The 20,668-nt window shown below is 57.6% G+C and carries 15 protein-coding genes; 5 read left to right on the forward strand and 10 right to left on the reverse strand.

The genetic code is table 11. The features are described 5' to 3' along the window. Nucleotides 1-87: 87 nt before the first annotated feature. Complete coding sequence (gene ccoG, locus ACLEJR_RS21115; protein ID WP_440816200.1) at nucleotides 88-1,497, reverse strand: cytochrome c oxidase accessory protein CcoG; 1,410 nt, start codon at nucleotides 1,495-1,497, stop codon at nucleotides 88-90. 353 nt (nucleotides 1,498-1,850) lie between these two features. Further along, the gene (locus tag ACLEJR_RS21120; protein WP_440798283.1) at nucleotides 1,851-2,087 is read right to left on the reverse strand and encodes a DUF3203 family protein; all 237 of its coding nucleotides are present in this window, start codon (nucleotides 2,085-2,087) and stop codon (nucleotides 1,851-1,853) included. 140 nt (nucleotides 2,088-2,227) lie between these two features. Between ACLEJR_RS21120 and ACLEJR_RS21125 the strand changes: the two genes are divergently transcribed. Further along, nucleotides 2,228-2,725 carry an MgtC/SapB family protein gene (locus ACLEJR_RS21125; RefSeq protein WP_440816201.1) on the forward strand — a complete coding sequence of 166 codons (498 nt, stop codon included), beginning with the start codon at nucleotides 2,228-2,230 and terminating at the stop codon, nucleotides 2,723-2,725. Here the strand turns inward: ACLEJR_RS21125 and ACLEJR_RS21130 are convergent. The 6 genes from ACLEJR_RS21130 to ACLEJR_RS21155 all read right to left on the reverse strand — a co-directional run bounded on the left by ACLEJR_RS21130 (nucleotide 2,676) and on the right by ACLEJR_RS21155 (nucleotide 7,886). Next, nucleotides 2,676-3,440: an ATP-binding cassette domain-containing protein gene (locus ACLEJR_RS21130; RefSeq protein WP_440816203.1), complete on the reverse strand. Its 765-nt coding sequence runs from the start codon at nucleotides 3,438-3,440 to the stop codon at nucleotides 2,676-2,678. The genes ACLEJR_RS21125 and ACLEJR_RS21130 overlap by 50 nt on opposite strands. Then, nucleotides 3,440-4,168, reverse strand: coding sequence for an ABC transporter permease (locus ACLEJR_RS21135; RefSeq protein ID WP_440816206.1), 729 nt, complete (start codon nucleotides 4,166-4,168; stop codon nucleotides 3,440-3,442). Before ACLEJR_RS21135 ends, ACLEJR_RS21130 begins: the two co-directional genes overlap by 1 nt. Nucleotides 4,169-4,178: 10 nt before the next feature. Continuing rightward, nucleotides 4,179-5,378: a YcaO-like family protein gene (locus ACLEJR_RS21140; protein WP_440816209.1), complete on the reverse strand. Its 1,200-nt coding sequence runs from the start codon at nucleotides 5,376-5,378 to the stop codon at nucleotides 4,179-4,181. Further along, nucleotides 5,375-6,169, reverse strand: coding sequence for a SagB/ThcOx family dehydrogenase (locus ACLEJR_RS21145; RefSeq protein ID WP_440816212.1), 795 nt, complete (start codon nucleotides 6,167-6,169; stop codon nucleotides 5,375-5,377). The genes ACLEJR_RS21140 and ACLEJR_RS21145 overlap by 4 nt, the downstream gene beginning before the upstream one ends. Beyond that, nucleotides 6,166-7,023 carry an McbB family protein gene (locus tag ACLEJR_RS21150; RefSeq protein ID WP_440816214.1) on the reverse strand — a complete coding sequence of 286 codons (858 nt, stop codon included), beginning with the start codon at nucleotides 7,021-7,023 and terminating at the stop codon, nucleotides 6,166-6,168. The genes ACLEJR_RS21145 and ACLEJR_RS21150 overlap by 4 nt, the downstream gene beginning before the upstream one ends. A gap of 698 nt (nucleotides 7,024-7,721) precedes the next feature. Then, nucleotides 7,722-7,886, reverse strand: a complete 165-nt coding sequence (locus ACLEJR_RS21155; RefSeq protein WP_440798287.1) for a hypothetical protein — start codon at nucleotides 7,884-7,886, stop codon at nucleotides 7,722-7,724. A gap of 205 nt (nucleotides 7,887-8,091) precedes the next feature. Between ACLEJR_RS21155 and ACLEJR_RS21160 the strand changes: the two genes are divergently transcribed. From ACLEJR_RS21160 to glgB, 3 genes are all read left to right on the forward strand, one after another. Further along, on the forward strand, nucleotides 8,092-10,089 hold the full coding sequence (locus tag ACLEJR_RS21160; RefSeq protein ID WP_440816217.1) for an alpha-1,4-glucan--maltose-1-phosphate maltosyltransferase: 1,998 nt from the start codon (nucleotides 8,092-8,094) through the stop codon (nucleotides 10,087-10,089). Between the two features lie 211 nt (nucleotides 10,090-10,300). After that, a complete protein-coding gene (treS, locus tag ACLEJR_RS21165; protein ID WP_440816220.1) occupies nucleotides 10,301-13,645 on the forward strand; it encodes a maltose alpha-D-glucosyltransferase in 3,345 nt (1,114 codons plus the stop codon). A gap of 11 nt (nucleotides 13,646-13,656) precedes the next feature. After that, a complete protein-coding gene (glgB, locus tag ACLEJR_RS21170; protein ID WP_440816222.1) occupies nucleotides 13,657-15,891 on the forward strand; it encodes a 1,4-alpha-glucan branching protein GlgB in 2,235 nt (744 codons plus the stop codon). Between the two features lie 842 nt (nucleotides 15,892-16,733). Here glgB and gudD read toward each other — a convergent pair. Together gudD and ACLEJR_RS21180 are read right to left on the reverse strand one after the other, a co-directional pair. Continuing rightward, on the reverse strand, nucleotides 16,734-18,077 hold the full coding sequence (gudD, locus tag ACLEJR_RS21175) for a glucarate dehydratase (protein WP_440816225.1): 1,344 nt from the start codon (nucleotides 18,075-18,077) through the stop codon (nucleotides 16,734-16,736). A gap of 28 nt (nucleotides 18,078-18,105) precedes the next feature. Then, nucleotides 18,106-19,488: an MFS transporter gene (locus ACLEJR_RS21180; RefSeq protein ID WP_440816279.1), complete on the reverse strand. Its 1,383-nt coding sequence runs from the start codon at nucleotides 19,486-19,488 to the stop codon at nucleotides 18,106-18,108. A gap of 289 nt (nucleotides 19,489-19,777) precedes the next feature. On the opposite strand from ACLEJR_RS21180, the gene ACLEJR_RS21185 reads away from it, so the two are divergent. Beyond that, nucleotides 19,778-20,488: a FadR/GntR family transcriptional regulator gene (locus ACLEJR_RS21185; protein WP_440798297.1), complete on the forward strand. Its 711-nt coding sequence runs from the start codon at nucleotides 19,778-19,780 to the stop codon at nucleotides 20,486-20,488. Nucleotides 20,489-20,668: the final 180 nt, after the last annotated feature.

Here is a 20,668-nt window from a genome sequence, read left to right on the forward strand (position 1 = left end):
CTCGCGATGAGGCCAGTACAGACAAGTCTGACAGTCCGCTATCGCGAGCAGGATCGCTCCACAAAAAAGGTCCTGCATCTTAAGGCTTCAGCGATTCGTCGGCGCTACAAAACGGCTCTTGGCCACGCTGTAGATGCCAGGCTCGTCGCTATCGGCCACCTTGAAGGCCATCTCCCGGGAGCCACTTTCGGGCCGCTCGTTGAGCATCGCCACCGACACTGGCACATCGACGATTTCCCCAGGGGCCAGGCTCAGTTGTGTCTTGCCTTGCAGGACGAAGCCGGCGCCATCCATCAAAGACAGTTGGTAGTCCTGGCGCTGCTGGGTCTTGTTGATGATCTTCAGGCTGTAGATGTTCTCGATCTGGCCCAGGCTGTTCTCGCGGAACAGGCCGCGGTCCTTGCTGACGTCCAGCGACACCATGGGACGCTCCACCAACGCCACGACCAGCGCGCCGATCATCACCAGCAGCACGGCGGTATAACCGATCAGCCGGGGGCGTAGCAGATGGGTCTTGCCGCCTTGCAACTGATGCTCGGAGGTGTATTTGATCAGGCCGCGGGCGTAGCCCATTTTGTCCATGATCGAATCGCAGGCATCAATGCACGCAGCGCAACCGATGCACTCCATCTGCAAGCCGTCACGGATATCGATGCCGGTGGGGCAGACCTGCACGCACATCTGGCAATCGATGCAATCGCCCAGGCCGATGTTGGCCGGCTTCGCATCGCGCTTGCGTGGGCCGCGGATTTCGCCGCGGGCGGCGTCGTAGGAAATGGTCAGTGTGTCCTTGTCAAACATCACGCTCTGGAACCGCGCATAAGGACACATATGCATGCACACCGCCTCACGCAGCCAGCCGGCGTTGAGGTAGGTGGCGCCGGTGAAGAACAGCACCCAGAACAGACTGACACCCGCCATCTGCAAGGTCAGCAGCTCTTCGGCCAGTGGCCGGATCGGGGTGAAATAGCCGACGAACGTCAGGCCGGTGAGCAGGCTGATGGCCAGCCAGAGCGTGTGCTTGGCCGAGCGCCGTAGCAGTTTGTTCAGGCCCCAAGGCGCGGCTTGCAGCTTGATCCGTTGGTTGCGCTCGCCTTCGGTGATTTTCTCGCACCACATGAAAATCCAGGTCCAGGAACTCTGCGGGCAGGCGTAGCCGCACCACACGCGACCGGCGAATACCGTGATCGCGAACAGACCGAAGGCGGCGATGATCAACAGTGCCGAGAGCAGGATGAAATCCTGGGGCCAGAAGGTTGCGCCGAAAATATGGAATTTGCTTTCGGAGAGGTCCCAGAGCACCGCCTGGCGACCACCCCAGTTGAGCCACACGGTGCCGAAGAACAGTAAGAACAGAACCCCGGCGCCGCTGATACGCAAGGTGCGGAACAGGCCGGTGAAGCTGCGGGTATGAATCAGGTTATCGGTGGTCCTGGCCCGGATTTTCGGCGCGGGTTCGAAAATCGGGATCAGCTGGACGGGGATTCTTTCGCTCATGGTCGGTCACTCATCAGCCTGTATCTGGCGGACGAACTATGACCATGGAACTGTTTGCATAACAGACTCAGGTGACTTGATAAAAACCGGATCAGATGGCGTCAGGCGCCGTGGCTGCGGCACTTTGAAGCAGGTGCACACAGGCGAACAGGCTTTGATGTTTTGCTTAAGGGCGAATCAGTCCTTGTGATGTACATGCTTAAGGGCGAATAAGCCCTTGTGGCGAGGGAGCTTGCTCCCGCTGGGGCGCGAAGCGGCCCCCTGTGTTTGGGTATCACATTGTAGGGGACGCTGGCGCGTCCAGCGGGAGCAAGCTCCCTCGCCACAGGAGATCGATGTCGCCTTGGGTGGGGTCAGATCACGGACCCACTGTCCGTAGCCTTGAGGTTGTGCCGCCCGTCAGTCGCCCCAGCCACGGTCAATGCATTGGCCTCAGCCTCGGTGATGTGAATCAGGTCGCCGTTCAGCTTAATGGCCGACATCGCTTTTTCGGGGTCAGTGACGACGGTCAACTCGCCGACAGGACGCTCCTGCGGGCCGTTTGGCGTTCGGATGTGGCAAGTCCCGTCCTCATCGATGCGCTCAATCATGGTCGTGCTCCTTTCTGGGGTAATAACTGTTAGGCGTCGCTGCCATGCCAGGGTTCGTTGCGTCGGATCAGCGGTCGGGGGGGGGGCACGTCTGGCTGCGCTTGTGGTCCATCGTCCATGGAACATAAAGAGGACGATTCATGGAAAACTGGTGGCATGAGGTCTGGATCACCCTGCAAGCGGAATTCGCGGACATCACCGATGCCCAGCAGATGACGCGCGTCACCATACGTTTGCTGATGGCGGCGTTGCTGGGCGGCATCCTGGGTTTCGAGCGTGAGCATAAAGGCAAGGCCGCGGGCGTGCGGACCCATATGCTCGTCGCCCTGGGTGCTGCGTTGTTCGTCCTCGTGCCACAAATGTCCGGCTCCCAGGCCGATGCCATGAGCCGGGTTATCCAAGGCGTGGTCGCGGGCATCGGCTTTCTCGGCGCCGGTACTATCCTGAAAAACAACAATGGCGACGAAGGTCACGTAAAAGGCCTGACCACGGCTGCGGGCCTGTGGATGACCGCCGCCATCGGTGTCGCCGCCGGGCTGGGGCGAGAAGCGACGGCGGTGTTGAGCACCATCTTGGCGTTGGCGATTTTCAGTGTGATGCCGGTGATTGTCCGGGCGTTGGAAAAAGATCCCGATTGAATGGCGACGGTGACGCTGCGGCTGCTTTGATAAATGCCTCGTCCAGGGAGTCGGCACTGAATGCCGATGTGAATTCGTGTGCCGAACGGAATTTCCTAAACTGGCAATCGATGATCATATAAAAGGGATCGCAGTTCGCCGCGACTTCCTCAATGTTATGAGACGACACAACGATGGCGGCTCCCTCCCCAGCAGCTTGCCTGAGGCATCTCCACGTGTAATGGCGAAACTCCGGATCGACACCTGCGGTGGGTTCGTCCAGGATCAACAGATCGGGCTCCAGCGCGAGAAGCGAAAGGGTGAAAAACCAACGTTTCTCACCATAACTGCAGACGGCAGATTTCTTTTTCCAAATTTCTTTATAGCGTTCAGTGAGTTCCGGGCACCATTTGGCTATTTTGCTTAATGCACATTGTTGAGTGGATTTTTTATCCGAGCTCAATACCGTAGCCATCTGGAATATCTCATGCATACGCAGCGCCGGTGGTGCGGTGATGATTTGAGATAGGTACAACTGAGTGCGGAAGTTGTTAATGAGGTTCTGACCCTTAGCTTTTCTAACGTTGCACAAAATGTCGAAAAACGTTGTTTTCCCAGAGCCATTTGGTCCCAGTATTCCTGTGATGGAGTTCGGTTCAATATGCAGTGAAGCTTGCCGAAACAGTGCTTTGTCTGGAAAGCTAATGTTGAGTTGATCGATAGTCAGCGCGCTCATTAGTAGCGACTCCATATAGGATTTATTCTAAGGTATTTCATCGAAAGCAACAGCGTGGCTATCAGGGTTGTACCAGAAATAGCCAGTACCTCAATGTTTTTCAAAAGGCCGGCGCGCATGATATTTGCTGCTGTCTGTAAGGGATTCAGATAGCTAATGCCCTCAATGATAGGGTTGGCGAATCCCAAGGCAATCATCGCAAACAGAATGATGGAGAACAATGTGCTTGAGTTCTGGAAGGTCAAGGGGAGTAATGTCAACAACAGTCCAATAGAGCAAAAGATCAGGAAGCAAGCATAGAATCTCGTCGCGATAGTCAGCAGTTCGAGCCCGTGGAGTTCGCCAGAGAGAGTCTTGGTGAGGAGGTAGAAGGTGCAACAGTAAATGACTGCGATCAATGAATAGGATGAAAATTGAGCGGTCAAAAATACTATCTTTGAGGCCTTGGAATAGATAAAGGAGCGGACGAATCCGCTCTCTCGTCGGCCTATGATGTATAATGAAAACCCGAATAGGCCAACGCTTGATGCAATGTAAGCATAGAACCATGCGCTGTCCTCTACATAGTCCGGATTCAGCTTGCTTTGATGGTCGCTAGTATATCGTAATAAGTAATAAAATAAGCTGGGTGATATGATTGTCCATAATAGTGCGGTGGGTTCCTTGAATTGTTCTTTTAGGAACAAAATAGCTAATTTTGCAGAGCGGAAAATTATATCTTGTTGCATTGCTTTCATCCTATGGGAATGGAACCATCTGTTCGGTACGTGTTGGTAATATCTCTTGGAAGAAAGACTTGGAGTATAGGTTGTTTAAATTGATATGTTGTGAGTTGTTCATGTGCATAAAAAAATCAGGTGATACGAATTTGCTGCAATAGCCAAGGCTATCCTCTATCGGGATCGCCTTAAGGTATATGTAGCCAAGTGCATTATGTCTGGCAATACTGCTTAGAAGTGAGGTTAAAGAAAAAGGCATCTTAGTAAATTGTGACGGCGCTGGTGCTTGGGTTCGGACTGATGTAATGTTTTCGTAGATTTCAAAGCGATTGCAATTGAGGAAGTATCTTAGGTATGAGTCGTGGATGCTCTCTATTTTTTGTCCTGTCGATTTGAAAAGATCAATGAATCTGTATGTCTGCCATAACTCCAGAAGTGATTTTTTCATCGCGAGTTTCAAGGTGGGGGCGTAAGCCATTCCTGCGCAATAATGGACGTTGTGCCTTTGGCCCTGTTGTCCGTATACCGCCAAGATGCAAATGCCTGGATACCTAGAGTCGGATATGTCAATAAAGGATAGTTGGCCACTCCTGGCTAGGGCTGTATATAGCGTCTCAGCCCCGGTCCTTGCCAACGCAGCCCCTGTCGTCGGTGCGTCGATTACTTTGACGCAAACACCCGTTAACCAGAACTTTAATAAGAACTGCCTTTCAAGGAATTCTTTTAATGAGCCCAGAACGGAAAGTTCAGGGTGCCAACCAAAGGCACACCCACATGTGTCACGAAGGGGATAAATGCAATTCTCTGTCTCGGTCCGTACGCTGCTTAAGGTAATGCAGGCTGTGGGAATGTGACAGGAGGAAAGATCTGATAGTCGGAATACTTGGCTCAAGTTGTATTGATGTGCATTCAGCACTGATTGAGCGACGTGCTGTTTTTTTGTTTGAGAAAATGCCTGGGTGAATTTTGATACTTCAGTTTCGGTCAATGAATGGCTCAAACCGCTTTTCAGGTCCGGTACTACGTCGGTATAGAAATGCTGCCGCTCAAAAAATTCCCCTACAGCAGACCTGAGCGCGTGAGAACCATTGCCTACACCCGAACCACCATTTTCCCAGGGATTGGTGATTTCCACCGTAGATGGGAGAGTCAACAGATTAGCTGGTTGGTATGTGAAACGCGCATCCACAAGCTGATTTTCTCTGCGGTAAATATTCATCCCTGCTTCCCTATATAGTGCACGCACATTGGAACAAAGAGTGCGGGATTTAGTTTGAGTGCCTTGCAAACCATCGTGTCGGTGTATGCCGACCAAGGACGACAACGTAAGTTCAGAGATTTGGCGCTGAGTTCTATCAGCATGTAAATCGATCCCACCTCCATGGTAGCCAAGCGGTAGCCGCGATATCGATATTTGAACAAAGCCTTTGGCAGATAGGCAGCATATATCAGCGCTAGGCTCGGATAACCAATGTCGCAACTTTTTGGCAGAATAGCCGTTCGGAGTTCGTCTATGTTCTCTGTGCCTAAAACGACTTCATATGTCTTTGATTTTGGCAGGAGATGTAAAACTTTTTCTTGGCAGGGCCATGTTTTATTGCCTCGCGCAAGCGAGCAGATAAAGATTTCGACAGGGTATAATGCTCCGCCGCTTGGGTAGCCCCGTTTGTTTTCATTGGCTTGTAGTCTGGTTAACGGCGTGACGAGTTTTTCAATAGTGCTGAAATCAATCTCGGCTTCATTAAATAGAGTTTCTGACTCATTTCTTATTAGTGCTGTTTCAATATCATGATGCGGGTTCATTGGAATTTCAATGCTGATATCCGGGTAAAGCTTTAGCTCATTTCCCGTTAGATTTTGCAGTTGCTGTTCTGTGAGGAAATGGAGGTTGGCTGATTGTTGGGTGGCGGGATGGATTATATAGTTGCCCTTTGTATGAAAGGACAGCACGTCGTCGTGAACGAGAGGGTCTAGAAAACGAAGGTAATAATCGTGAGGTATATTTTTCATTTTTCTGCGCCTAGACAGTCGCACAGGTGCCAATGCGTTGCCGACGCTTGACTGATATGGCCATTGCCAAGATTTATCGTTGTTGTTTGAAAAATATTATCTTGATATTTTTGAGAAGTCATCGTTCCTGAAACGAGTCGGCTTACCCTTGCAATCGCTCCTAGTATTAATGATTCTTGGAGGAGGGTTGGTTTTGTGCCGGGTAGATGGATATTTTTGCCTTTGCAAAAATTAAGAAGCTTTGACCATGTATTGACTGAAGGTGAGTGGGTTTCGTTGCTGATCAATTTATCGATGGTGCAGAAGTGGCAGGGATTACCTATTTCCGGAATGTAGGGCTGACTTATGTGAAAAAGATCGGCGCTCCCATAACAAACACTTATTGCCGATTTTGGCCATTTTTTTGCACTGGAGAAATAAAGCTTTTTTATGTTTGCATAGTTATAATTTGAGCAGAGGATTATGATGTAGCGTTCCTCTTTATGAGAGGTGTAGAGATTCAGGTCCTCCAAGCTGCAAGTGCTCAGATGTTCGATTTCACTAGATAATATTCTTTCTAGATCTGAGGCTTTTCCCCAGTTATGTGCGATCAACGTGCTCCCGAAATAATTGAAGTCTTTTGCTATGTTAATGCGTATGGCGGAGCTCAGGAAGTCATAGGCGACTGTGGCGTCGAGATTGTGGTTTTCGAATAATTCGTTTAGGTCGTTTTTGGTAATGCATTCTACTGACTTTAGTTCTTTGAGCAGCTTCAACATCGCTGGGGAGTCTACGCGGGCGATTCCTTTTTCCGAAACAACGGCGTTGGAGGTCTCGAAATTTAGTAGTTCGTAGTTGGATATGCTTAATTTCATGACGAGTTCTCGGTCGGGCCTTTCGATAAATGCGATTATCAGAAAGGCCCGCGCTATCATTGATTATTGTTAGTGGTTGCTGGATTCTGTTACTGCATTGCCACCACTGCCCCCACTCCCTCCGCTGCCACCGCTACATCCGCCACCACCGCCACATCCGCCGCTTCCCCCGCAACCACCTGCGCTACCTGATCCTCCAACAGTTGGTGTATACGGTGTGTTGCCGAAATCGTCCGTGAATAGAAATATTACTTCACCTAGCTTTTCGGATTTGTTGTTCGGTTTCATATTGAATTCCTCTTTCCTTGAGTAAGTTTGCTGTGCAACTTTTTTGCCGGCGACTTAATTTTTAGCGAGGTATAGATAGGTTGGCAATCGCATTTTTTTTGAGGCGTAGGAAACGTCTTTCACGCTCAAGCGAAAGTTCTGATGCGGTTTTTTTCACTAAAGAAGGGGGGGCGCCAGTGAGGGAGGAAGAAATGCGTATCTGGCAGAATAAAAAACTCATGCAGGACAACTAATTACGCAGGTCATATCCCTGGACGTAAATGGCGATTAAATGTTCTTCAGGTGGGAAGTTTCCTACTCTTGACACAGTCAGTTTTTGCTTTTTATTTCTCGCGAGGCGACGAACGGTCATGCAGCTCAAAAAACGGAGCGTTGACGCCCGTCACCTCTTGAACAACTGCGCTTGCCCATCAAACCCTCTCCGGCGGCGCCTCGCTCGGTGGATCTCCCAGCGGTGGCTGCGGATCGGGCGGCGGGTCTTTTTCCGGGACCGGCTCGGGATCAGGACCGGGGGGTGGCAGGTTGGGATCGTCAATGTTCGGATCAGGGGTTTCAGCCGGGATGGGGATAGTCATCGGTCGAGCCTCCGGGATGCACATGGCTTGAGTCGTGCTTATTTTTGTGACCGCCCCAGGCTGGCTTTTATCCCGCCGGGCTGGGCAAATCTCGCTGAACTTTTGGCTATCGGCTTGGTTCGGAGTTTAAGTGAGTTTTTTCATAGGACCCGTTGGGCCTTTAACCCACAAGCGCGTCCATGGGGCGTAAAAGGAGCGATGCTCGATGACTGCTGAACACCCGACTGACCTGGCCTACAACCCGAACCTGCCGTTGTCTCACGCTTTGTTGTTGCCACGTATCGCGATTGAAAACACCATGCCGGTGATTGACGGCGGACAGTTCGCCGTCAAGGCGGTGGCGGGGCAGGACGTGACGGTGACCAGCAAAGTGTTCATGGATGGTCACGATAAGCTGGCGGTGCGCATCCGCTGGCGCGCATTGAAAGATGAGGTCTGGAACAGCGAGGTGATGACTGACCTCGGCAACAACAGTTGGCGCGGACACTTCAATGTGCCAACCCAAGGGCGCTATGTATTTTGCATCGAGGCCTGGCTCGATCAGTTCGCCAGCTTCTGCTACGAGCTGGAAAAAAAATATGCCGCCGGCGTGCCGATCAGCCTGGAGCTGCAGGAAGGTCGCAACCACGTGCAGCAAGCCGCCGAGCGCAGTGACGGCCAACTGAGCGAACAGCTGGCGGCGTTGCATCACCAGTTGTCGGGTCTGTTGCCTGCTGAACAGGTGGCGTTGTTCCTTGAGCCGCACAGTGCCGACCTCATGTCCCTGGCCGATCACCGGCCCTACCTGAGCATCAGCCCGGAATACCCCTTGGATGTAGAGCGCGAACGGGCCCAGTTCGCCAGTTGGTACGAATTGTTTCCCCGCTCGATCACCGACGATCCACGCCGCCACGGCACCTTCAATGACGTGCATTCGCGCCTGCCGATGATCCAGGACATGGGATTCGATGTGCTGTACTTCCCGCCGATCCATCCCATCGGTCGCAGTTTTCGCAAAGGTCCGAACAATTCCCTGACCGCAGGTCCCGATGATCCGGGCAGCCCTTACGCCATCGGCAGCGAGGACGGCGGTCACGAAGCGATCCATCCGCAATTGGGCAGCCGTGAGGACTTCCGTCGGCTGGTGGCGGCAGCGGCGGCCCATGGCCTGGAAATTGCCCTTGACTTCGCGATCCAGTGTTCCCAGGACCACCCCTGGCTCAAGCAGCACCCGGGCTGGTTCAGCTGGCGCCCGGACGGCACGATCAAATACGCGGAAAATCCGCCGAAGAAGTACCAGGACATCGTCAACGTCGACTTCTATGCCGCCGACGCGATTCCCAGCCTGTGGCTAGAGCTGCGGGATATCGTGGTCGGCTGGGTCAACGAAGGCGTGAAGATTTTCCGCGTCGACAATCCCCACACCAAGCCGTTGCCGTTCTGGCAGTGGTTGATCGCCGATGTGCGCGCCCAGCATCCGGAGGTGATGTTCCTCGCCGAAGCCTTCACCACGCCGGCCATGATGGCGCGGCTGGGCAAGGTGGGCTATTCGCAGAGCTATACCTATTTCACCTGGCGCAATACCAAGACCGAGTTGGCGACCTATTTCACCGAGCTCAACGAGTCGCCGCTGCGCGAATGCTACCGGCCGAACTTCTTCGTCAATACCCCGGACATCAACCCGGCCTTCCTCCACGAGTCGGGGCGCGCCGGTTTCCTGATCCGTGCGGCGCTGGCGACCATGGGCTCGGGCCTCTGGGGCATGTACTCAGGCTTCGAGCTGTGCGAGTCGGCACCGGTGCCGGGCAAGGAGGAATACCTGGACTCGGAGAAGTACGAGATCCGCCCCCGGGATTTCACCGCACCGGGCAACATCATTGCCGAAATCGCCCAGCTCAACCGAATCCGCCGGCAGAACCCGGCGTTGCATACGCACCTGGGCCTGAAGATCTACAACGCCTGGAACGACAACATTCTGTTTTTCGGCAAGCGCACGCCCGACGGCAGCAATTTCATTCTGGTGGCGGTGAGCCTCGATCCGCACAACGTGCAGGAGGCCAATTTCGAGTTGCCGCTGTGGGAAATGGGCCTGTCGGACGATGCCCAGACCCAGGGCGAGGACTTGATGAACGGCCACCGCTGGACCTGGTATGGCAAGTATCAGTTCATGCGGATCGATCCGGCGTACCAGCCGTTCGGGATCTGGCGGATCAGTGTGGCTTGACTCCATGGCCTTTTGTGGCGAACGAGTGTCCCAGGCCAGGGGGCTTTTTGTGGCGAGGGAGCTTGCTCCCGCTGGAGTGCGAAGCGCTCCCCATCAGCGGTTGCTGCGCAACCGAGCGGCAGCAAGCTGCCTCGCCACAAAGGCGCTCTGGCCGTCAGAGGATCTCGCACGCCCGTCCCAGCGGCTTTATTGAATTCATCAGGAGTTGCAAATGGCGAAGAAACCCCGGTCTGCCGCTTTTATCAACGACCCGCTCTGGTACAAGGACGCGGTGATTTACCAGGTCCATGTGAAGTCGTTCTTCGACTCCAACAACGACGGAATCGGCGACTTCCCAGGCCTGATCGAAAAGCTCGACTACATCGCCGACCTGGGCGTCAACACCATCTGGTTGCTGCCGTTCTACCCCTCGCCGCGCCGCGACGACGGTTATGACATCGCCGAATACCGAGGCGTGAGCCCCGACTACGGCACCATGGCCGATGCGCGGCGGTTCATCGCTGAAGCCCACAAGCGCAACCTGCGGGTCATCACCGAGCTGGTCATCAACCATACCTCGGACCAGCATCCGTGGTTCCAGCGCGCGCGCAAGGCCAAGCGCGGTTCGGCGGCGCGGGACTTCTATGTCTGGTCCGATGACGATCACAAGTATGACGGCACGCGGATCATTTTCCTCGACACCGAGAAATCCAACTGGACCTGGGACCCGGTAGCCGGCCAGTACTTCTGGCACCGCTTCTATTCCCACCAACCCGATCTCAACTTCGATAATCCGCAGGTCATCAAGGCTGTGTTGTCGGTGATGCGCTACTGGCTGGACATGGGCATCGACGGCCTGCGCCTGGATGCCATCCCGTATCTGATCGAACGTGACGGCACCAATAACGAAAACCTGCCCGAGACCCACGACGTCCTCAAGTTGATCCGCGCCGAGATCGATGCCAACTATCCCGACCGCATGTTGCTGGCCGAAGCCAACCAGTGGCCGGAAGACACCCAGCTGTACTTCGGGGACGTTGACGCGCAAGGCCTCAATGGCGACGAATGCCACATGGCGTTCCACTTCCCGTTGATGCCGCGCATGTACATGGCGCTGGCCCAGGAAGACCGTTTCCCGATCACCGACATCCTGCGCCAGACTCCGGAAATCCCCGCCAATTGCCAGTGGGCGATTTTCCTGCGCAATCATGATGAGTTGACGCTGGAGATGGTCACCGACAAGGAGCGGGATTACCTGTGGAATTACTACGCCGCCGACCGTCGGGCGCGAATCAACCTGGGGATTCGCCGGCGCCTGGCGCCGCTGGTGGAGCGCGACCGGCGCCGGGTGGAGCTGCTCAACAGCCTGCTGCTGTCGATGCCCGGTACGCCGACTTTGTACTACGGCGATGAAATCGGCATGGGCGACAACATTTACCTGGGCGACCGCGATGGCGTGCGCACGCCGATGCAGTGGTCCATCGACCGCAACGGCGGTTTCTCCCGGGCCGACCCGGCCAGCCTGGTGCTGCCGCCGATCATGGACCCGCTGTATGGCTACCAGTCGGTCAACGTCGAGACCCAGTCCGGCGACCCGCACTCGCTGCTCAATTGGACGCGGCGGATGCTGGCGGTGCGCAAGCAGTCCAAGGCCTTTGGCCGCGGTACGTTGAAAATGCTTTCGCCGAGCAACCGGCGGATCCTGGCCTACACCCGCGAATACACCGGTGCGGACGGCAAACACGAAATCATTCTGTGCGTGGCCAACGTATCGCGCAGCGCCCAGGCCGCCGAACTGGACCTGTCGGCTTACGCAGGCATGGTGCCGGTGGAGATGCTGGGGGGGAACGCCTTCCCGCCCATCGGCCAGCTGAACTTCCTGCTGACCCTGGCGCCGTACGGTTTCTATTGGTTCGCCCTGGCGGCGGAAAACCAGATGCCGAGCTGGCACGTGGAACCGGCCCAGAGCCTGCCGGACTTCACCACCCTGGTGCTCAAGAAACGCCTGGAAGAATTGCTCGAAGCGCCGTCGCGCACCACATTGGAGCAAACCATCCTGCCAAACTGGTTGCAGAACCGTCGCTGGTTTGCTGGCAAGGACAGCGCCATCGAGAACGTCGATATTGTCTATGGCGTGCGCTTTGGCGATCCGCAGCATCCGGTGCTGCTCAGCGAAATCGAGGTGACCAGCGGCGGCCAGACCCTGCGTTATCAATTGCCGTTCGGCCTGCTGGCCGAAGATCAGTTGGGCGCGGCCTTGCCGCAGCAACTGGCCCTGTCGCGGGTTCGGCGGGGGCGTCAGGTGGGATTCATCACCGATGCGTTCAGCCTGGAAAGCTTCATTCGCTCGGTGTTGCAGAGCATGCAGGCCGGCACGGTGCTGCCATGTGCGGACGGTGAGTTGCGTTTCGAGCCTGCCGAAGGTCTGGCGGCGTTGAATCTGGGGAATGAGCCGGAGGTGCGTTATCTGTCCGCCGAGCAGTCCAACAGTTCGGTGGTGGTGGGCGGCAATTTGGTGCTCAAGCTGATCCGCAAGGTCGCCTCCGGCGTGCATCCGGAACTGGAAATGAGCGCTTACCTGACCGCTGCCGGCTTCAGCAATATTTCACCGCTGCTGGGTTCGGTGATCCGCCGCGATGCCCAGGGCGAGGATGCGTTGCTGATGATCGCCCAAGGCTACCTGAGCAATCAGGGTGATGCGTGGGAATGGACCCAGAACAACCTCGAACGCGCCTTGCGCGACGAGTTGGCCGATGCCGTGTCCGAGCAGGAGCAGCACTACAACGCCCTGGGCGAGTTGAAAGATTTCGCCGGCATGCTCGGCCAGCGCCTGGGGGAAATGCACCAGGTACTGGCCCAGCCCACCGACAATCCGGACTTCGAACCGCAGGTCACCCGCGCCAAGGACGCCCAAGCCATAGGCAAGGACGTGGCCGCGCAGGTGGAAAATGCCTTGCGCCTGCTCAAGCAAAACCAGGGGCAATTGAACCCTGCGGACCAGGCGATGGTCGCACGCTTGCTGGAACACAAGAAAACCGTCCTGGCCCATGTACAGGAACTGGCGGGCAAGGCTGTCGGTGGCTTGCGCATCCGTGTCCACGGCGACCTGCACCTGGGGCAGGTGCTGGTGATCAAGGGCGATGCCTACCTGATCGACTTCGAAGGCGAGCCGGCACGGCCACTGAATGAACGCCGAGGCAAGCACAGCCCTTACAAGGACGTCAGCGGCGTGTTGCGTTCCTTTGATTACGCGGCGGCGATGGCGATTCACTTGCACACCGTCGACAGCACCGCCGACGCCGATGCGGCCCGGCAACGGGTGGCCGATCGTTACCTGGCAGAGGCCCGCCAGGCATTTGTCCAGGCATATCGGCAGGCGGCAGCTAGTCTTGCCCATGAGTGGAAGGATGCTGAAGGCGAAGACGCCGCACTGGCGTTGTTCGGCCTGGAGAAGGCGGCCTATGAAGTGGCCTATGAAGCCGAGAATCGCCCCGCCTGGCTGCCCGTGCCGTTGCACGGTCTGTACGGATTATTGAGTGGGCTGGAACCCTTTTCCGACTTAGCCGGACCGATTTAGTGGAGAGAATCATGAGTGTCTCGAACAAAGAACCACAAGGGCAGGCTAAAGCTTCACTGCTGCCGTCGCCCCGTGACATCGACGCGCTGGTGCGCGCCGAACATCACGACCCGTTTTCCATCCTGGGCCCCCATGGCGACGGTGCAGGCGGGCAATTTATCCGGGCCTATCTGCCCGGCGCGCTGAGCGTGCAGGTACTGGCCCTTGACAGCGACGAAGTACTCGGTGAGCTGCAACTGAGCGAAACCCCGGGCCTGTTCGTCGGGCATTTCGACCACACCCAGGCCTATCGGCTGCGCACCCGATGGGCCGGTGGCGAACAAGTCGCCGAAGACCCGTACAGCTTCGGGCCGCTGCTGGGGGAGATGGATCTTTACCTGTTCGCCGAGGGCAATCATCGCGATCTCAGCTCGTGCCTCGGTGCGCAACTGACGACGGTGGATGGCATCGAGGGTGTGCGTTTTGCCGTATGGGCGCCGAATGCGCGACGGGTCTCGGTGGTCGGCGACTTCAACGTCTGGGACGGACGTCGCCATCCGATGCGCATCCGTTATCCATCCGGGGTCTGGGAGTTGTTCATCCCGCGCCTCGGCGCGGGGGAGGCCTACAAGTATGAAATCCTCGGCGCCCACGGGATTCTGCCGCTCAAGGCCGACCCGGTGGCGCTGGCCAGCCAGATGCCGCCGGACACCGCGTCCAGGGTCGCCACGCCGCTGAAGATCCAATGGCAGGACGATGAATGGATGCAGCATCGGCGCGAGCGCCAGCTGCCGGGTGCGCCATTGTCGATCTACGAGTTGCATGCCGGATCCTGGCAATGCGAAATCGACGAGGCGGGGGAGGTGTCACGCCAATACAACTGGCATGAACTGGCCGAACGGCTGATCCCTTACGTCAAGGAGCTGGGCTTCACTCACATCGAACTGATGCCGATCATGGAGCATCCGTTTGGCGGCTCCTGGGGCTACCAACCCCTGTCGCAGTTCGCCCCGACGGCGCGTTACGGTTCGCCGGACGATTTCGCCGCGTTCGTCAATGCCTGCCACCAGGCGAACATCGGTGTGATCCTCGACTGGGTGCCGGCGCATTTTCCCACCGACACCCACGGCCTGGCCCAGTTCGACGGCACCGCGTTATACGAGTATGGCAACCCACTGGAAGGCTTCCACCAGGATTGGGACACCCTGATCTACAACCTGGGACGCACCGAAGTCCATGGGTTCATGCTGGCGTCGGCGTTGCACTGGTTGAAGCATTTTCACATCGACGGCCTGCGTGTCGACGCGGTTGCCTCGATGTTGTACCGCGACTATTCGCGCAAGGCCGGCGAATGGGTGCCTAACCGGCACGGCGGGCGCGAGAACCTGGAAGCCATCGATTTCCTGCGGCACCTCAACGACGTGGTGGCGCTGGAAACCCCTGGCGCGCTGGTCATCGCCGAAGAGTCCACGGCATGGCCGGGCGTCAGCCAGAGCACGCAGCAGGGCGGGCTGGGCTTTGCCTACAAATGGAACATGGGCTGGATGCACGATTCGCTGCACTACATCCAGCAAGACCCGGTGTACCGCGCCCATCATCACAACGAGCTGAGTTTCGGCCTGGTGTACGCCTGGTCCGAACGGTTCGTGCTGCCGATTTCCCACGACGAAGTGGTCCACGGCAAACGCTCGCTGATCGACAAGATGCCCGGTGATCGCTGGCAGAAATTCGCCAACCTGCGAGCCTATCTCAGCTTCATGTGGGGCCATCCGGGCAAGAAGCTGCTGTTCATGGGCTGCGAGTTCGGTCAATGGCGCGAGTGGAATCACGATCAGCAGCTGGATTGGTACCTGACCCAATACGCCGAGCACCGTGGGGTGCAAAAACTGGTGAGCGACCTGAACCGGCTGTATCGCGAGGAGCCGGCGCTGCATGATCAGGATGATGCGCCGCAGGGTTTCCAGTGGTTGATTGGCGACGATGCAATGAACAGCGTCTATGCGTGGCTGCGCTGGAGCAAGGAGGGGCGGCCGGTGCTGGTGGTGGCCAACTTCACGCCGGTACCTCGTGAGGCGTATCGGGTAGGCGTGCCGTTTGCCGGGCGTTGGGTGGAGTTGCTCAACAGTGATGCCGACACTTATGCGGGATCCAACTATGGCAATGGCGGCGGAGCTTCCACCGAAGCCGTGCCCAGCCATGGGCAGGCTCTGTCGCTTGAGCTGAATCTGCCGCCGTTGGCGGTGCTGATCCTGCGGCCTGAGGGCTAAGTTGCAGGTTCTCACAGACTCTGTGGGGATTTTTCTGTGGGAGCGAGCCTGCTCGCGATGGCGGCCTTAATTAAGCCTGGGATTGTTGATTGGGGGCATATCCGTTGCTGCGGTAATGGCTGCTTAGGGTTCCGCCCTTACGGCGGGTTACTTTTGAAAGGGCGCCAAAAGTAACCAAAAGCGCCTCGCCCCACCACTGGGCACCTCGCCAAGGCTCGGTGTTCCCTCACTCCGGCATTGCTCCGTGGGCCCGCCGCGATGGGCCCTCCATGGCCCTGCGCGGCTAACCCGGCATCCATGCCGGGTTGCCCACGACGCAATGCCTGCGTTCGGCCCTTGTGGTTGATGGGGCGTCCAAGATCAAAAGCAAAGCAAAGCAAAGCAAAGCAAAGCAAAGGCGAGGCCGCCTGACGGCCGGCCTTTTTCTTCCGGTTGTGTCTGGACTCATCTGTGGGAGCAAAGCTTGCCCGCGAGGTGATCTGACAGCCGACCCGGCTCTCCTGGAGTACCCCAATACAAACTGTGGGAGCGAGCTTGCTCGCGAAGACGGCCTGACGGCCGCCCTGGCTCTCCCGGTTGTACCCCAACTCAAACTGTGGGAGCGGGCTTGCTCGCGAAGACGGCCTGACGGCCGCCCTGGCTCTCCCGGTTGTACCCCAACTCAACTGTGGGAGCGAGCCTGCTCGCGATGGCGGCCTTACAGCTGGCCTGGTTCTGCGGTCGGACCTCACTCCAATTGTGCGGGCTTCTTGCTCAGGCGGACTTTCAGCTGCTCTTGGGTTGGCTGATCCGAGGCTTTAGCGAGCAAGCCCGCGGCCACACAGCGGGCATTGCCGTATCCCTCAGCGCACCAGGCAAGGCTGTTTGTTGTTAAAGGTCCAACCCGGAATCAGGTACTGCATCGCCACCGAATCGTCCCGCGCCCCCAGGCCCATACCTTTGTACAGCTCATGGGCCTTGGCCAGTTGGTCGGTGTCCAGCTCGATCCCCAACCCCGGTTTCTTAGGCACCTGCACGCAACCATTGCGGATTTGCAGCGGCGCCTTGGTCAGTCGCTGGCCGTCCTGCCAGATCCAATGGGTGTCAATCGCGGTGATGTCGCCCGGTGCGGCGGCGGCCACGTGGGTGAACATTGCCAGCGAAATGTCGAAGTGGTTGTTGGAATGAGAACCCCAGGTCAGGCCCCATTCGTTGCACATCTGCGCCACCCGCACCGAGCCCTGCATGGTCCAGAAATGCGGATCGGCCAGTGGGATGTCCACTGACTGCAAGGTGATCGCATGGCCCATCTCGCGCCAGTCGGTGGCGATCATGTTGGTGGCGGTTTTCAGGCCCGTGGCGCGGCGGAATTCAGCCATCACCTCACGCCCGGAGTAACCGTTTTCCGCGCCGCAAGGGTCCTCGGCATAGGCCAGGACCTTGTGTTGGTCGCGGCACAAGCGGATCGCTTCCTTGAGTGACCAGGCGCCGTTCGGATCCAGGGTGATGCGCGCCTGGGGGAAACGCTCGGCCAGGGCCGTGACGGCTTCGATTTCTTCGTCGCCCTTGAGCACGCCGCCCTTAAGCTTGAAGTCCTGGAAACCGTAATGCGCATGGGCAGCTTCGGCCAGGCGCACCACGGCGTCGGCGTCCAGGGCTTTTTCGTGGCGTACGCGGAACCAGTCGTTGTCGGCATCCGGCTCGCTGCGGTAGGGCAGGTCGGTCTGTTGGCGATCACCCACATAGAACAGATAGCCGAGCATTTTCACTTCATCGCGCTGCTGGCCTTCACCGAGCAGGGCGGCGACCGGTACGTCCAGGTGTTGCCCGAGCAGGTCCAGCAGGGCCGCTTCCAGCCCGGTGACCGCGTGGATAGTGATGCGCAGGTCGAATGTCTGCAGGCCGCGGCCCCCGGCATCGCGGTCGGCGAACGCGTGGCGCACGCTGTTGAGGATCTTCTGGTAGGTGCCGATGGGGCTGCCGACCACCAGGGCGCGGGCATCCTCAAGCGTCTGGCGAATGCGTTCGCCACCGGGCACTTCGCCCACGCCGGTACGGCCGGCGTTGTCTTTCAGGATCACGATGTTGCGAGTGAAGAACGGGCCATGGGCGCCGCTGAGGTTCAGCAGCATGCCGTCATGACCGGCCACGGGCACGATCTGCATGCTGGTGATGATCGGGGCTTTGCTGGCTTCTTGTGGATTCATGTGCACTTATCCTTGGACGAATCGATGATCAGACGTGGCTGGTGGCAGGGGTGGCCGGCGTCGTTGCGGATTTGGGCTTGGGCGTGTTGCGTGCGGCGAAGACGATGATCGCGGCGATGATCGAGGTTGCTGCCAGGCCATAGAGCCCGCCCTGGATCGAACCGGTGTGCTGTTCCAGCAGGCCGAATGTGGTCGGCGCGACGAACCCGCCAAGGTTGCCCACGGAGTTGATCAGTGCGATCACCCCGGCGGCGATCCGTGCGTCCAGGTAGGCCTGGGGAATCGGCCAGAACAGCGACGAGGCCGACTTGAAGCCCAGCGCCGCGAAGCAGATGGCGACGAAGGCGAAGACCGGGCCGCCGGTGGTGGAGATGAACATTCCGGCCGCGGCGATCAGCAGGGCAGTGGCGACCCAGGCCTGCTGGAATTTCCACTTCGCCGACAGCGAGGCGAAGGCGTACATGCCGACAATCGACAGTAGCCAGGGAATGGAGTTGAACATCCCGACCTGGAGGTCGCTGAGCTCGCCCATTTTCTTGATGATGCTCGGCAGCCAGAAGGTGGCGGCATAGATGGTCAGTTGAATGAAGAAATAGATCAGGCAGAACAGGATGATCTGGCGATCCTTGAGCAATTGGCCGATGGAAAGCTTGATCGGCGTGGCGGCTTCACGAGCGCGCTGTTCATCGTCGATGGCATTGACCAGCGCGTCCTGTTCCTCGCGGTTGAGCCATTTGGCGTCGTGGGGCTTGGAGTCCAGCCAGAACCAGACGAAGACGCACAGGCACACCGAGAACATCCCTTCGATGAAGTACATCCACTGCCAGCCGTGCATGCCCAGGCCGTTGATTTGCAGCAGCAGGCCGGACAGCGGGCCGGAGATCAGCGAGGCGACGGCCGAGCCACTGAGGAAAATGGCGATGGCTTTGCCACGCTCGGCGCCGGGCAACCAACGGGTGAAGTAATAGATCACCCCGGGGAAGAAACCGGCTTCGGCCACGCCCAGTAGGAAACGCAGGATGTAGAAGTGGGTTTCGTTCTGGATGAACGCCATGCCGGCGGCCACCAGGCCCCAGGTGAGCATGATGCGGGTGAGCCAGATCCGTGCGCCGATTCGTTGCAGCAAGATATTGGAGGGTACTTCGAACAGCGCATAACCGATGAAGAACAGGCCGGCACCAAAGCCGTAGGCGGCAGCGCCAATGCCCAGGTCATGCTCCATGTGCGAGCGCACGAAGCCGATGTTCACTCGGTCGATGTAGTTGACGATAAACATGATGACGAACAGCGGCAGGATGTGGCGCTTGACCTTGGCAATGGCCGACAGCAGCACCGGATCCGCGCCGGCATTCGCCTGGAGGCTGGATGTGTTCACTGGATTTCTCCCACTCGTTATTTTTATGCGGGGCATCGTGCAGGTGCCGATGTTGATAGACATCATACAACTCGATTTTTTTAGATGACAAGAAGTTTCTGATCACGTTTGGATTGCCGTAGGGCGCTTTTTATGCCGTATCTATTCAGTTATGCGCGGCTGTTTTAAAGCGTTTTATGCAGCGTAACCGGCGTGGAGGAGTTGCTATACGCGGGTCGTATCTCTGATGAACTGTGTGTTGTCATACAAGTTGAGTGTTCATTGTTCGTTACGGGCGGGCCTACTGGTGGTAGCATCGCCAGGCCTGTTTTCGAGGAACCCTGGCATGCAAGACACCGACGCGCCTCGGCGCAAGCGTACTCCTAACCTGGCCCACGACCTGGTGGCGAAGCTGAGCCAGAGCATCTTGTTGGGGCAGCTGAAACCGGGTGAAAAATTGCCATCGGAAGGCGCTATCGTGCAGGAGCACGGCGTCAGCCGAACGGTGGTGCGCGAGGCGATTTCCAAGTTGCAGGCTTCGGGCCTGGTGGAAACCCGCCACGGCATCGGCACCTTTGTGCTGGAGCAGACCGGTGAGCCGGGGCTGCGGCTCAACGTTGATACGGCGGCGGGGGTACGCGGGATCCTGGAGTTGCGCATGGGCCTGGAAACCCAGGCGGCCGCCCTGGCCGCCCAGCGGCGTAGCGAGCACCAGCTACAGCAGATGCGCCAGGCGTTGGACGACTACCAGCGGCTGCTGAGCAACAACGACAGCTGCGTCGAAGCCGACCGGCGTTTTCACCTGCTGATTGCCGAAGCCACGGACAACACCTGTTTTGTCGAGATCATGCAGCACCTGGGCAGTGCGATGATCCCCCGGACCCGGGTCAACGTCGCTGAGCGCGGCCAGGCGGACCTGGGCAAACTGGCGCAACTGGCCAATCTTGAACACGAGGCCATCTTCAACGCCATCAAGCGCCAGGACCCCGACGCCGCCCGCGCCGCCATGTGGCTGCACCTGACCAACAGCCGCGACCGGTTTGGCGCCAGGTCCTGACGGCCTCATCGCCTGACTCACCGCATCGCGAGCAGGCTCGCTCCCACAGGGATCTGTGATGTGTCCTGCGCTTTGCAGCCACCACCGATCCCTTGTGGGAGCGAGCCTGCTCGCGATAGGCCCGTGAAGTTTCCCGATAAACAGACAGGCAAAAAAAACCGGCACAACCGAAGTTGTGCC

This window comes from Pseudomonas sp. SMN5, from assembly GCF_052041925.1.
Taxonomy (GTDB): Bacteria; Pseudomonadota; Gammaproteobacteria; order Pseudomonadales; family Pseudomonadaceae; genus Aquipseudomonas.

Excerpts from the sequence above, each read along its gene's own strand:
- ACLEJR_RS21160 (WP_440816217.1), top strand. The coding sequence starts at position 8,092 with ATGACTGCTGAACACCCGACTGACCTGGCCTACAACCCGAACCTGCCG.
- ACLEJR_RS21150 (WP_440816214.1), bottom strand. The coding sequence starts at position 7,023 with ATGAAATTAAGCATATCCAACTACGAACTACTAAATTTCGAGACCTCC.
- ACLEJR_RS21125 (WP_440816201.1), top strand. The coding sequence starts at position 2,228 with ATGGAAAACTGGTGGCATGAGGTCTGGATCACCCTGCAAGCGGAATTC.
- ACLEJR_RS21155 (WP_440798287.1), bottom strand. The coding sequence starts at position 7,886 with ATGACTATCCCCATCCCGGCTGAAACCCCTGATCCGAACATTGACGAT.
- ccoG (WP_440816200.1), bottom strand. The coding sequence starts at position 1,497 with ATGAGCGAAAGAATCCCCGTCCAGCTGATCCCGATTTTCGAACCCGCG.
- ACLEJR_RS21145 (WP_440816212.1), bottom strand. The coding sequence starts at position 6,169 with ATGAAAAATATACCTCACGATTATTACCTTCGTTTTCTAGACCCTCTC.
- ACLEJR_RS21135 (WP_440816206.1), bottom strand. The coding sequence starts at position 4,168 with ATGCAACAAGATATAATTTTCCGCTCTGCAAAATTAGCTATTTTGTTC.
- ACLEJR_RS21120 (WP_440798283.1), bottom strand. The coding sequence starts at position 2,087 with ATGATTGAGCGCATCGATGAGGACGGGACTTGCCACATCCGAACGCCA.
- ACLEJR_RS21185 (WP_440798297.1), top strand. The coding sequence starts at position 19,778 with ATGCAAGACACCGACGCGCCTCGGCGCAAGCGTACTCCTAACCTGGCC.
- glgB (WP_440816222.1), top strand. The coding sequence starts at position 13,657 with ATGAGTGTCTCGAACAAAGAACCACAAGGGCAGGCTAAAGCTTCACTG.
- ACLEJR_RS21180 (WP_440816279.1), bottom strand. The coding sequence starts at position 19,488 with ATGCCCCGCATAAAAATAACGAGTGGGAGAAATCCAGTGAACACATCC.
- gudD (WP_440816225.1), bottom strand. The coding sequence starts at position 18,077 with ATGAATCCACAAGAAGCCAGCAAAGCCCCGATCATCACCAGCATGCAG.
- ACLEJR_RS21130 (WP_440816203.1), bottom strand. The coding sequence starts at position 3,440 with ATGAGCGCGCTGACTATCGATCAACTCAACATTAGCTTTCCAGACAAA.
- treS (WP_440816220.1), top strand. The coding sequence starts at position 10,301 with ATGGCGAAGAAACCCCGGTCTGCCGCTTTTATCAACGACCCGCTCTGG.
- ACLEJR_RS21140 (WP_440816209.1), bottom strand. The coding sequence starts at position 5,378 with ATGAATATTTACCGCAGAGAAAATCAGCTTGTGGATGCGCGTTTCACA.